The sequence below is a fragment of the Streptomyces daghestanicus genome (genome assembly GCF_020521275.1).
Taxonomy (GTDB): Bacteria; Actinomycetota; Actinomycetes; order Streptomycetales; family Streptomycetaceae; genus Streptomyces; species Streptomyces griseoviridis.
On the sequence record NZ_BNDX01000010.1, the window covers coordinates 181,240 to 193,432 of the forward strand.

General features: G+C 72.9%; 13 protein-coding genes. 3 read left to right on the forward strand and 10 right to left on the reverse strand.

Annotated elements, in window-relative coordinates; all coding sequences use genetic code 11:
• Positions 1-2 precede the first annotated feature (2 nt).
• From Sdagh_RS19790 to Sdagh_RS19815, 6 genes are all read right to left on the reverse strand, one after another.
• Positions 3-1,712: a DoxX family protein gene (locus tag Sdagh_RS19790; RefSeq protein WP_190011600.1), complete on the reverse strand. Its 1,710-nt coding sequence runs from the start codon at positions 1,710-1,712 to the stop codon at positions 3-5.
• A gap of 90 nt (positions 1,713-1,802) precedes the next feature.
• On the reverse strand, positions 1,803-2,741 hold the full coding sequence (rlmB, locus tag Sdagh_RS19795; RefSeq protein ID WP_189421874.1) for a 23S rRNA (guanosine(2251)-2'-O)-methyltransferase RlmB: 939 nt from the start codon (positions 2,739-2,741) through the stop codon (positions 1,803-1,805).
• 97 nt (positions 2,742-2,838) lie between these two features.
• Positions 2,839-4,239: a cysteine--tRNA ligase gene (gene cysS / locus Sdagh_RS19800; protein ID WP_189421873.1), complete on the reverse strand. Its 1,401-nt coding sequence runs from the start codon at positions 4,237-4,239 to the stop codon at positions 2,839-2,841.
• A 92-nt stretch (positions 4,240-4,331) separates the two neighbouring features.
• Positions 4,332-4,832, reverse strand: a complete 501-nt coding sequence (gene ispF / locus Sdagh_RS19805) for a 2-C-methyl-D-erythritol 2,4-cyclodiphosphate synthase (RefSeq protein ID WP_189421872.1) — start codon at positions 4,830-4,832, stop codon at positions 4,332-4,334.
• A complete protein-coding gene (gene ispD, locus Sdagh_RS19810; RefSeq protein WP_190078042.1) occupies positions 4,822-5,598 on the reverse strand; it encodes a 2-C-methyl-D-erythritol 4-phosphate cytidylyltransferase in 777 nt (258 codons plus the stop codon). The genes ispF and ispD overlap by 11 nt, the downstream gene beginning before the upstream one ends.
• 287 nt (positions 5,599-5,885) lie before the next feature.
• Positions 5,886-6,368 carry a CarD family transcriptional regulator gene (locus Sdagh_RS19815; RefSeq protein WP_003953493.1) on the reverse strand — a complete coding sequence of 161 codons (483 nt, stop codon included), beginning with the start codon at positions 6,366-6,368 and terminating at the stop codon, positions 5,886-5,888.
• Positions 6,369-7,010: 642 nt separating this feature from the next.
• On the opposite strand from Sdagh_RS19815, the gene Sdagh_RS19820 reads away from it, so the two are divergent.
• Positions 7,011-7,721, forward strand: coding sequence for a copper chaperone PCu(A)C domain-containing protein (locus tag Sdagh_RS19820; protein WP_189421870.1), 711 nt, complete (start codon positions 7,011-7,013; stop codon positions 7,719-7,721).
• 94 nt (positions 7,722-7,815) lie between these two features.
• Here Sdagh_RS19820 and phoP read toward each other — a convergent pair whose 3' ends face one another.
• The gene (gene phoP, locus Sdagh_RS19825; protein WP_189421869.1) at positions 7,816-8,496 is read right to left on the reverse strand and encodes a two-component system response regulator PhoP; all 681 of its coding nucleotides are present in this window, start codon (positions 8,494-8,496) and stop codon (positions 7,816-7,818) included.
• On the reverse strand, positions 8,493-9,824 hold the full coding sequence (phoR, locus tag Sdagh_RS19830; RefSeq protein WP_190078043.1) for a two-component system sensor histidine kinase PhoR: 1,332 nt from the start codon (positions 9,822-9,824) through the stop codon (positions 8,493-8,495). Before phoR ends, phoP begins: the two co-directional genes overlap by 4 nt.
• Positions 9,825-10,057: 233 nt before the next feature.
• On the opposite strand from phoR, the gene phoU reads away from it, so the two are divergent.
• Both phoU and Sdagh_RS19840 read left to right on the forward strand, forming a co-directional pair.
• A complete protein-coding gene (gene phoU / locus Sdagh_RS19835; RefSeq protein ID WP_189421867.1) occupies positions 10,058-10,747 on the forward strand; it encodes a phosphate signaling complex protein PhoU in 690 nt (229 codons plus the stop codon).
• A gap of 429 nt (positions 10,748-11,176) precedes the next feature.
• Positions 11,177-11,425 (forward strand): SCO4226 family nickel-binding protein, encoded by a 249-nt coding sequence (locus Sdagh_RS19840; RefSeq protein WP_189421866.1) that lies wholly within the window; start codon positions 11,177-11,179, stop codon positions 11,423-11,425.
• Between the two features lie 310 nt (positions 11,426-11,735).
• Here the strand turns inward: Sdagh_RS19840 and Sdagh_RS19845 are convergent, their stop codons facing one another.
• Positions 11,736-11,936 (reverse strand): hypothetical protein, encoded by a 201-nt coding sequence (locus tag Sdagh_RS19845; protein ID WP_189421865.1) that lies wholly within the window; start codon positions 11,934-11,936, stop codon positions 11,736-11,738.
• 20 nt (positions 11,937-11,956) lie between these two features.
• Positions 11,957-12,172 carry a hypothetical protein gene (locus Sdagh_RS19850; RefSeq protein WP_189421864.1) on the reverse strand — a complete coding sequence of 72 codons (216 nt, stop codon included), beginning with the start codon at positions 12,170-12,172 and terminating at the stop codon, positions 11,957-11,959.
• Positions 12,173-12,193 lie beyond the last annotated feature (21 nt).

Sequence of the window (12,193 nt, forward strand, 5' to 3'; positions counted from 1 at the left end):
GGTCAGCCCAGCAGGCCGCCGACGAGTCCGGGCCGCCCGGGGGCGGTCGCGCCGCCCTCTTCGGCGCCGCCGGTGTCGCTCCCCGTGCCGGTGCCCGCGCCGCCCGTCGTGTCACCGCTGCCGCCGCCGCTGGTGGCCGTACCGCCGCCGGTCGGTCCGGCGCTGGTGCTGGGGGCCTGTCCGGCCGGGGCGGACCGCTGCGGCGGGGCCTGGCCGCCGGTGGTGCCCTGGCCCTGGGTCCGGCTGGGCGCGCCGCCGGTCGCGGCGGACTCCGTGCCCCGGGTGGCGCCCGGCGCGGTCGCGGTGCCGCTCGGTCCGGTCGTCGTCCCGGCGGTGGCGCCCCCGGTCGGCGCGGTGGACGCCTCGGGGCTGCCGCCCCGCCGCTCGCCGGGGTCCCGGGGCAGTGCGGAGCCCGGCAGGTTGTTGCGCGGGCCCTCGCCGGGGCCGGGGACGACCACCCGGTCGGAGTCCCGTACGGCGCCGCCGAGCAGGGAGCCGACCAGCAGGGTGACGCCGGTGACGAGGAAGGTGATCAGCGCGCCGCGGCGCAGCACATGACGGCGCAGGTCCCAGATGTCGGCGCGGGGGCCGAGCCGACGCCAGGCGCCGCCGGCGAGCCGTCCGTCGACGGAGTACACGGGGGCGCCCGCGATGATCAGCGGGGACCAGGCGGCGAGGTAGATGATGTCGGGCGCGTCGTAGGCGGGGACGCTCTTCCAGCTGACGGTGACCAGCAGGGCCGCGGAGAGGAACGCGCCGACCGCGGCGGCCACCCGCTGCCAGCAGCCGAGGACGGTCAGGACGCCGACGATGACCTGGAGGAAGGCGATGACCAGGCCGGAGCCGACCGGGTGGGCGAGGGCGAACTGCCGCAGCGGCTCGGCGACCTCCCACGGGTGCAGGGTGTTGAGCCACTTGACCATGGAGCCGCGCTCGCCGCCGTCGAAGTAGACGGGGTCGCAGAGCTTGCCCATGCCGGCGTAGGCGGAGATGAAGCCGAGGAAGACGCGCAGCGGGAGCAGGACGACGCCGAGGTTCATCCGGCGGCCGGGGAAGTAGGCGTGCCGGGAGGGGTCGTCGGCGTGGCGGCCGGTGCGCGGGCCGGCCGGGTCGAGGCCGTCGTCCGGGTCGTCGTCGTAGCCGTCGTAGCCGTCGTCGGGGTAGCCGGGCTGCTGGAAGCCGGGTTCGTCGTAGGCACTGCCGACGGTGCGCATGGCGGGGAGCAGCCGGGTGCCGTCGGGGCTGCCGTGGGTGCGCTGGGCGCCGACGACCGGGGTGGGGATCGTCCGGGTGGCGCCGAGGGCGTCGTCGTACCCGTCCCCGTACCCGTTGTCGCCGTCGAGGCGGGGGATGACCTGGGTGGCGCCGGCGTCGGCCGCGGCGGGCCGGCCGGCGCCCGCCCGTACGGCTTGGAGCAGCCGGTGGGCACCGGTGTCGTCCGGGTCGGACCGGCCGCTCCAGACGACGGGCCGGCGCCGGGCGGGCGCGGCGGGCATGCGGGCGGTGTCCTGGGTGGCGCTCAGGTGCCGCGTGATCCGCGCGGACGTGGTCCGCCGCGCCGAGGTTCCCAACTGCACGCGGAAGCTCGCGTGGTTGACGATGACCTGGGCCGGATCGCTCGGCACCTTCACCATGCTCAGCGCGGGAGCGTCGTCGATTCCCGACGAGCGGTCCCCCGTGGGTGTGCGGGGTGTTCTGGTGTCCACACTCATCTAACCGAGTGACGTGACGTTAGGACACTGCCTTGACCCGCCGGATCTGTCCGGACCCCGTCAAGATCAACCGCACCCGCCCGGCCGCCGTCAGGACCGCCTGCGCGCCGCCTCGTAGAGCACCACGCCCGCCGCGACACCGGCGTTGAGCGACTCGGCGCCGCCCGGCATCGGGATGCGCGCGCGGACGTCGCAGGTCTCCCCGACCAGCCGGGACAGGCCCTTGCCCTCGCTGCCGACGACGATGACGACCGGCCCGTCCAGTGCCTCCAGCTCGCCGATCTCGACCTCGCCGTCGGCGGCCAGGCCGACCACCACGGCGCCCGCCTTCTGGTACTGCTCCAGCGTGCGGGTCAGGTTGGTGGCGCGGGCGACGGGCGTCCGGGCGGCCGTGCCGGCGGAGGTCTTCCAGGCGCCCGCGGTCATCCCGGCGGCGCGCCGCTCGGGCACGACGACGCCGTGCCCTCCGAAGGCGGCGACGGAACGGACGACGGCGCCGAGGTTGCGCGGGTCGGTGACGCCGTCGAGGGCGACGATCAGCGCGTCCTCGCCGGCGTCGGCGGCGGCGTCGAGGAGGTCCTCGGGGTGGGCGTACTCGTACGGCGGGACCTGGAGGACGAGCCCCTGGTGGTTGAGGCCGTTGGTCATGCGGTCCAGTTCGGGGCGGGGCGCCTCCATGAGGTTGATGCCGCCGCGGTCGGCGGCGAGCTGGAGCGCCTCGCGGACCCGCTCGTCGCTGTCGATGAACTGCTGGACGTAGAGGGTGGAGGCGGGCACGCCCTCGCGCAGGGCCTCGTAGACCGGGTTGCGGCCGACGACCAGCTCGGAGGCGGACTTGCCGCCCCGGCGTCCCTGCGTGCGGGTCTGGGTGCGGCGCGTCTTGGCCTGCGCGGCGCGCTGCTTGGCGTGTCCCTTGCGCATCTCGGCGGGGGGCGTGGGTCCCTTGCCCTCCAGGCCCCGGCGCCGCTTGCCGCCGCTGCCGACCTGCGCGCCCTTCTTGCCGGACATGCGGCGGTTGTTAGCGGCCATGAGTGGGTGTCTCGCTCTCTTAAGGCTGTCGGTACGTCTTATGCAGTGTGCCGCCCGGGGGGCCGGGCGGCACAGTCGATCTTCGGTGACCCGGGGGTCAGCGGGGGCCGAGGCCCCAGCGCGGTCCCTGCGGGCTGTCCTCGATGACCAGTCCGGACTCGCCGAGCCGGTCCCGGATGGCGTCCGCGGTGGCCCAGTCCTTGCGGGACCGGGCGGCTTCCCGCTGGTCCAGCACGAGCCGTACGAGGCTGTCGACCACGCCGCTCAGGTCGTCACCGGCGTCGGTCCCGCCGGCCCAGTGGGCGTCGAGCGGGTCCAGGCCGAGCACGCCGAGCATGGCCCGGACCTCGGCGAGCCGCGCGACGGCGGCCTCCTTGTCGTCGGCGGCCAGCGCGCTGTTGCCCTGCCGGACGGTGGTGTGCACGACGGCGAGGGCCTGCGGGACGCCGAGGTCGTCGTCCATCGCGTCGGCGAAGGCGGGCGGCACCTCGGGGGCGGGTTCGACGGTGGTGCCGGCCAGTTCCCCGGCGCGCTGTACGAAGCCCTCGATCCGGGCGAAGGCGGCCTCGGCCTCGCGCAGCGACTCCTCGCTGTACTCGATGGTCGAGCGGTAGTGCGGGGTGCCCAGGTAGTACCGGAGCACGACGGGCCGCCACCGCTTGACCATCTCGCCGACGAGGACCGAGTTCCCGAGCGACTTGGACATCTTCTCGCCGCTCATGGTGACCCAGGCGTTGTGCACCCAGTACCGGGCGAACGCGTCACCGAAGCCTCTGGCCTGGGCGATCTCGTTCTCGTGGTGGGGGAAGATCAGGTCGATCCCGCCGCCGTGGATGTCGAACTCCTCGCCCAGGTACTTGTGCGCCATGGCGGAGCACTCCAGGTGCCAGCCGGGACGGCCGCGGCCCCAGGGCGTCTCCCAGCTCGGCTCGCCGGGCTTGGCCGCCTTCCACATGGCGAAGTCCCGGGGGTCTCGCTTGCCGGTCTCGCCCTCGCCGGAGGGCTGGCGCAGGTCGTCGATGTCCTGGTTGGACAGGGAGAGGTAGCCCGGCAGGGAGCGGACGTCGAAGTAGACGTTGCCCTCGGCCTCGTAGGCGTGACCGCGCTCGATGAGGCCGCGCATCATCTCGACCATCTCGGTGATGTGGCCGGTGGCGCGGGGTTCGTAGGTCGGCGGCAGGCAGCCGAGGGCGGCGTAGGCGTCGTTGAACGCCCGCTCGTTCTCGTAGCCGATGGACCACCAGGGGCGGTTCTGCTCGGCCGCCTTCCGGATGATCTTGTCGTCGATGTCGGTGACGTTGCGGATGAAGGTGACGTCGTAGCCGCGGTGGGCGAACCAGCGGCGCATGATGTCGAAGTTCAGCCCGGACCGGATGTGCCCGATGTGCGGGGCGGCCTGCACGGTGGCACCGCACAGGTAGATCGAGACACAGCCCGGTACGAGGGGGGCGAAGTCACGGATCTGCCGGGCGCTGGTGTCGTACAGCCGAATAGTCACGGGTCCAGGGTAGTGGGCCGCGGGCAGTGCCCCACGACCGTCACCCCGAGGGCCGCGCATTCGTGACACGGGCGCCCGGCGGGCGGTCCGGCCTACGCGGTGACGACCAGCGCCGTCGCCACCGCCATCAGCCCTTCCCCGCGGCCCGGGAAGCCGAGCCCGTCCGTCGTCGCGCCGGAGACGGAGACGGGGGCGCCGGCCGCCTCGGAGAGGATCTTCTCCGCCTCGGCGCGGCGCTTGCCGACCTTGGGGCGGGCGCCGACGACCTGCACGGCGACGTTCCCGATGCGGAAGCCGGCCGCGCGCACGATCCGCGCCGCCTCCGTCAGCAGGGTGACGCCCGACGCGCCGGACCACTCGGGGCGTCCGGTGCCGAAGTGCTGTCCCAGGTCGCCGAGGCCGGCGGCCGAGAAGAGCGCGTTGCACGCGGCGTGCGCGACGACGTCGGCGTCGGAGTGCCCGGCCAGTCCCGGCCCCTCGCCCTCCCACTTCAGTCCGGCGCACCACAGCTCGCGCCCGTCCTCGAAGGCGTGGATGTCGGTGCCGATGCCCACCCGGGGCAGGGGCGCCTGGGGGTATGTCTCAGAAGCCATCGTTGAGCCTCCTGCGGGCCAGGACCGCCTCGGCCAGCACCAGGTCCAGCGGGCGGGTCACCTTGAACGCCTCCTCGTGGCCCGGCACCACGACGACGGTCAGTCCGAGCTGCTCGACCATGCTCGCGTCGTCGGTGACGTTCTCCGTGACCTCCGCGTGGGCCCGCGCGAGGACCTGCCGGTCGAAGCCCTGGGGGGTCTGCACGGCCCGCAGCCGGGACCGGTCGGGCGTGGCCACCACGGGTTCCGGCGCGCCGGGCGCGGCGGCCGGGGTGACCTCCTTGACGGTGTCGGACGGCGGCAGCGCGGGCACCACCGCGGGGGCGCCGTCGCGGACCGCCTCGATGACGGCGTCCACCGTGTCCACGGGGACCAGCGGCCGGGCGGCGTCGTGCACGAGGACGACGTCGTACTCCGGCGGCAGCGCGTCCAGTCCGAGCCGTACGGACTCCTGGCGGGAGGCCCCGCCGGGGACGACCACGAAGTCGGTCCGCTCGGGCAGCGCGTGCGCGGCGAGCAGGCTCTTGACCTCGACGGCCCCGTCGGGCGGTGCCACGACGACGACCAGGGAGACCGCGCGGGAGGCGGCCAGCGCGCGGACCGCGTGGATCAGCATGGGGGTGCCGCCCAGCGTGCGCAGGGCTTTCGGGGCGCCGGGACCGAGGCGTACGCCCCGGCCAGCGGCGGGGATGACGGCGGCGGTACGGGCCTCCGCGGGGCCGCCGGACGGGCCGTCCGCGGGGGCGGGACGCGATTCGTCAGACATCGGTTCCTGTCAGGTTTGTGTGCTGGCCTGGCGTGGGTATGGCCCTGGGAGTGCCGGGCGCGACGCCTTGACCGGACCCTTCCGTGACCCTGGTCGGGGCGGCTGTCCAGAGCCCGGCACCTCAGGACTCGGGGAAGATCCCCGGGAAGAGCGTACGAACAGCATCCCGGGCGTGTACCGGTTATGAACATGCCGCAGCGCCCGCGACGGCTGGGACGTCATCGGGCACCGCGGCATTTCATGTGCTGGGCCGAGCGGTTCCGCCTGGTTGCCTCAGGCGGTCCGTCTCAGGAGGCGAGCACCTCGTCGAGCAGGGCTTCGGCCTTGTCCTCGTTGGTGTTCTCCGCGAGCGCGAGCTCGCTGACCAGGATCTGGCGGGCCTTGGCGAGCATGCGCTTCTCACCGGCGGAGAGACCGCGCTCACGCTCCCGGCGCCACAGGTCGCGTACCACCTCCGCGACCTTGATGACATCGCCGGAGGCGAGCTTCTCCAGGTTTGCCTTGTAGCGGCGCGACCAGTTCGTGGGCTCCTCGGCGTACGGCGCGCGCAGCACCTCGAAGACCCGGTCCAGCCCGTCCTGACCGACCACATCACGCACGCCGACGAACTCCGCATTGTCCGCTGGCACACGTACCGTCAGGTCGCCCTGGGCGACCTTCAGCACCAAGTAGGTCTTGTCCACGCCTTTGATCTGGCGAGTTTCGATAGCCTCGATCAGCGCGGCCCCGTGATGGGGATAGACCACGGTGTCGCCAACCTTGAACGTCATGTGACAGGTACCCCTTCCGTGGCTATCCAGGGTAACACGGAAACGGCGGGTTCTGAATGGCGTTTTCGCAGGTCAGGGCATATCTCGGGGCTTGACAACAGCAACCGGAACGTGCTGCGCGGGCCGATCGGAAGAAGGTATTCGCAGGTCGGAGCGGCTCTCCGGGGCGCCGGAAACACCCCCGTCACACGTGCCCGGAGGCTCCGCCTGACGACCTAACATCCCCATATGTCCGGTTCCGTGTGTGCGACTTCCGCTACTCCGTTCGGCTCCGTCGGCGGCCTTCCGGCCGTTTCCGGAATTGATCACGACACGTTCGCAGTACCCGCGGGTGATCAATTCCGCCGCCGCCCGCGTATTCCTTCACGGAAAAAGTGCGGTCCGTTCGGCCGGTGGTGTCGGGGGCGGGCCGCGGACGACTTCTCGGCGGAATGACGGCCGCTCGCCCGCCCCAATGTGACGGGTGTGACGCGCCACCCCGGGCGCCGTCCCGCGGGCCGCCCTCCGGGCGAAGGGGGAGCCCAGGGGGAGGGTCGGGTGCGGCGGCGGCCGACCTGGTCGGTAACCTGAAGCCGCTGACCATCACTTAGGGCGGCTTTATCCGTTGCCGCCGCCTCGACGAGTCAAGGAGTTGCCGCCGCCGTGAGCAGCAGCCTTCGACGCGGCGCCCTCGCCGCCGCCGCCATCGCGTTCTCGATCGCCTCGCTCGCCGCGTGCGGTGCCGGCAATGGCGCCCAGACGCTGGAGATCAAGCCGGACAACGCGGCGACGTCCGTCGGCGACATCAAGATCCAGAACGCGATCGTCATCACCCAGCCCGACCTGGAGTCGACCGGCCCGGCCGCCGTCTCCGCCACCTTCTTCAACAGCGGCTCCACCGATCAGAAGCTGGAGTCGATCCGCGTCGACGGCACCGGCAAGACCGCCGAGCTGAAGCCCGCCGAGGGCAAGGACCTCACCATCCCGGCCGGCGGTTCCCTGATCGTCGGCGGCGAGGGCAACGCCGCCGCCACGCTGCCCAGCAGCCGCGAGGCCGTCCAGGACGGCAACGCGCAGAAGATCACCTTCACCTTCAGCAAGACCGGCGACGTCAGCCTGAAGGCGTTCGTCGTCCCGGCCGAGAGCTACTTCACCGGCTGGGGCCCGAGCGACGTCCCGACGGCACCGGACGAGACCCGGGACCCGGCCACGTCGACCGCCACCGCCGACGAGGAGACCGAGAGCGAGCCGTCCGGCCCCGCGTCGGGCCGGCCCGGCGACGAGGCCGGCGAGTCGGACGGCCCGGAGTCGGGCACCCCGACCGACGCGGCCTCCGCCAGCGTCTCCGCCGACGCGGAGGACGCCGGCCACTGAGCCGCGTACGGCCGCACCACGCCGAAGGGCGGGACCCCCGGACTCACCGGGGGTCCCGCCCTTCGGCGTGCGGGGCGCGCGCCGCGCCGCCGGTCTACGGCTCGAACTTGTAGCCGAGGCCGCGGACCGTGACCAGGTAGCGCGGCGCGCCCGGGTCCGGCTCGATCTTGGCGCGCAGCCGCTTGACGTGGACGTCGAGGGTCTTGGTGTCACCGACGTAGTCGGCGCCCCAGACCCGGTCGATGAGCTGCATCCGGGTCAGCACCCGGCCGGCGTTGCGCAGCAGCATCTCCAGCAGGTCGAACTCCTTGAGCGGCAGGTCGATCTTGGCGCCGGCCACGGTCACCACGTGCCGGTCGACGTCCATCCGGACCGGGCCGGCCTCCAGCGCGGCCGGGGTGACCTCCTCCGGCTCGCCGCGGCGGCGCAGGACGGCGCGGATGCGGGCGACCAGTTCGCGGGAGGAGAAGGGCTTGGTGACGTAGTCGTCGGCCCCTATCTCCAGGCCGACGACCTTGTCGATCTCGCTGTCCTTGGCGGTCACCATGATCACCGGGACGTTGGACCTGCCGCGGAGCTGGCGGCAGACCTCGGTGCCCGGCAGGCCGGGCAGCATCAGGTCGAGGAGGACGAGGTCGGCGCCGTTGCGCTCGAACTCGTCGAGCCCGTCGGGCCCCGTGGTCGCGACGGCGACCTCGAAGCCCTCTTTGCGGAGCATGTACGACAGGGCGTCGGAGAAGGACTCCTCGTCCTCGACGACGAGCACACGGGTCACGGAAGGACCTCCGGAGCGGGAAGCGATGCGTACGCGGATGTGGCAGGGGGTGCGGCGGGGGGTGTGACCGGGGACGCGGCGGACCGGCCGTCCTCGGAGTCCTCGGCGTCGTCGGCGAGGGCGGAGCGGTCGTGGTCGGAGCGGTCGTGGTCGGGGCGGTGCCGCGCGCGGTCGCGGGACGAGCCCGCCTCCGGCAGCCGCAGGGTGAAGGTGGAGCCCTGGTTCTCGGCGCTCCACACCGTGACCTCCCCGCCGTGCGAGGCGGCCACGTGCTTGACGATCGCGAGCCCCAGGCCGGTGCCGCCGGTCGCCCGGGAGCGGGCGGGGTCGACGCGGTAGAAGCGCTCGAAGATGCGCTCCTTGTCCTTGTCGGAGATGCCGATGCCCTGGTCGGTCACGGCGACCTCGATCATGTCACCGCCGGCGCCGGCGACCCGCCGGGCGGCGATGCCGACGCGGGTGCGGGCCGGCGAGTAGTTGACGGCGTTCTCGACCAGGTTGCCGAGGGCGGCGGCGAGCTGGCCGCGGTTGCCGTGCACCCACAGGTCGGCGGTGCCGCCGGCGGCCATGGTGATCTGCTTGGTCCCGGCCGCGTGCCGGCAGCGGTCGATGGCCTCGGCGACCAGTTCGTCGACCGTCACCGGTTCGGCGTCCTCCAGCGGGTCGTCGTTCTGGACCCGGGAGAGGTCGATCAGTTCCTGTACGAGGTTGGTGAGCCGGGTGGCCTCGATCTGCATGCGCCCGGCGAACCGGGTGACGGCCTCCGGGTCGTCGTAGGCGTCCATGACGGCCTCGGACAGCAGGGAGAGCGCGCCGACCGGCGTCTTCAGCTCGTGGCTCACATTGGCGACGAAGTCGCGCCGTACCGCTTCTATGCGCCGGGCCTCGGTGAGGTCCTCGACGAGGAGGAGCACCAGCCGGGAGCCGAGCGGCGCGACCCGCGCGGAGACGGCGAGCGCCTCGCCGCGTCCGGTGCCGCGCCGCGGCAGGTCCAGCTCGACCTGGCGTATCTCGCCGTCCCGCCGGGTGTCCCGGGCCATCTGCAGCATCGGGTCGACGGCGAGCTTGCCGCCGCGGACCAGCCCGAGGGCGTACGCCGCCGAGCTGGCCTTGACCACGGCGTCCTCCTCGTCGAGCACGACGGCGGAGGACCTGAGGACCGACAGGACGGTGTCCACCCCCGGCGGCAGCACCGGGTCGGTGTGCAGCGAGGTGCGGGTGGGGCGCTTCTGGTCGCGCTCGCTCCAGCGGAACGCGAGCATGGCGATGACGCCGGTGAGTGCTCCGGCGATCGCTGCCACTGCGGCGACCGCCGCGTTCACGTCCATGCGACCAGGTTAGGCATGGCGTACCGCCCCGCCGAAGCCCTCGGGGTGCGACCTCGAACACTCGTCGCCCAGAGTTCACCTTGGAGCCAGTACCGGTTCATTTGAGATGCCGGAAACGGACGCGTACGAGCCGGAACGTGGAAGCGTGGGAGTCACGACACCCTGACAGGAGCCCCTGACAGGAGCCCCCTGGCAGGGAACCCCCTGGCAGGACGTACGAGAGGGAACCGAAGATGCGGGACGCGTACCACGAGGAACTGGACTCGATCGGCGACGGTCTGGTGGAGATGGCCCGGCTGGTCGGGTCGGCGATCGGGCGCGCCACGACCGCCATCCTCGACTCCGACCTGAAGCTGGCCGAGAGCGTGATCGAGGCCGACCAGAAGGTCGACGAGCTCCAGCACGACCTGGAGGCGAAGGCGATAGCCCTGCTGGCCCGGCAGCAGCCGGTGGCGACGGACCTGCGGATCGTCGTCACGTCGCTGCGCATGTCGGCCGACCTGGAGCGCTCGGGCGACCTGGCCCAGCACGTGGCCAAGCTGGCCCGGCTGCGGTACCCGCAGCGCGCGGTCCCGCAGGACCTGCACGCCACCATCCTGGAGATGGGGCAGCTCGCGCAGCGCCTGATGGCGAAGGCGGCCGAGGTGATCATCACCAAGGACGTCGACCTGGCGCTCCAGCTGGAGCAGGACGACGACGAGATGGACCTGCTGCACCGCACCCTCTTCCAGCACCTGATGGAGGAGAAGTGGAAGCACGGCATCGAGACGGCCGTCGACGTGACGCTGCTGGGCCGCTACTACGAGCGGTACGCGGACCACGCGGTGGCCGTGGCCAAGCGGGTGGTGTACCTGGTCACCGGCGAGCACGCGGACGAGCTCCAGGCCGACATCCAGCCGACGACGGGAGTGGAGGGCGCCTGAGCGGGCGGTTCGCGCCGCCGTGAGGGCGTGCGGTCGCTGCGCCGGGGCGCGCGGCGGCGCCTCAGTGCGCCGTTGATGCGACCACCGCCCCGGGCGTCCAATGGGCCCAGGCACCACTCTCAGGAGGGACCATGGCCGAATCCCCCAGCACGACGCCCGACCCCGCGCAGGAGCGCCGGACCGAGCAGCCCGCCGATCTCCGGAGCCTGCCGCTGATCGCTTCCTGCGGCTGCGGCTCGGGCTGCGGTTGCGGCTGTCAGTCGGGCAATCCCTGCCAGTGCGGCTGACGGGCCGACGCGCGAGCGTACGGCGGAGGGCCCCGGTGGACGCCGGGGCCCTCCGCCGCGTCCGGGGTCGCCCCGCTCCGCGTACCGGACGCACCATGGAGGGGAGGGGGCGTACGCACACGCACGCGGGAGGTGCGAGGTCATGGCTCACTTCATGGACGTCCATCACGGGATGCACGGCATCACCGCCGACCAGCTCCACGAGGCCCACCAGGCGGACCTGGCCGTCGAGGGGGACGAGCGGGTGCACTTCGAACGGGCCTGGGCGGACCCGGCCTCCGGCACGGTCTACTGCCTCTCCGAGGCGCCGTCCGCGGACGCGGTGCAGCGGGTCCACACCCGGGCGGGTCACCGCGCCGACGAGATCCACGAGGTCCCGCTCACGGTGTGACCTGCACCGTCGTGCTGAGCGGGCTTGGAGTCGGTGACAAGCTGTGCGGGAATACGGGTGGACAGTCAGGGACGGTTGTCCCACGTTCCGCCCGGCTGAGCGTCTGGTGGACGGGCGACGGCGTCCGTCCACGGTCCGGGGCGGGGGCAAGGGGGCCGTGAGCCGTCGTCCGCGTCCGCCGTCCGCCGTCCGTCGTCCGCCGTCCGTCGTCCGTCGTTCGGGTCACGGAGGCCCCCGGTGCTCCACGTCGTCGCCCTGGCCGTCTCCGCCCTGGCCCGGCCGGCGGTCCTGGGCGCCGATACAGCCGGCGCTAGCGTGTCCTGCTCCTCCCCGGCTCCGGGAAGGAGGCCGGCTCCTCGTCCGCCGGGAAGTACCCGTCCTCCTCCGGGCCGAGGTCCGGAGTCAGGAAGGGGTTGGTCACCGGCGGCGGCGAGGCCGCGGTGGCGTGGCTGTGCGCTCCCTCGGGAGCGGAGAACAGCGAGGTCGAGTCGATGAGAGGTCTCCCGTTCATTACCGGTGGGGCGAGCGGTCCTAGAGCTTGCTCATCTTGGAGTAGGGGCTCAGGATGCGCTGGCGGGCCGAGCCGAAGTCGACGAGGGCGGCGATGCCGTCCTCGATGCCGATGACCCGGCCGAGGCCGTACATGTCGTGTGTGACCTGGTCGCCCACGGCGAACTCCTTGGGCGGCGGGGCGACCGGGGCCTTGAAGGGACTGGTGGGCAGATGGCGCTTCAGTGGCTTCGTCATTGTCCTCAGTATGACCCGCCC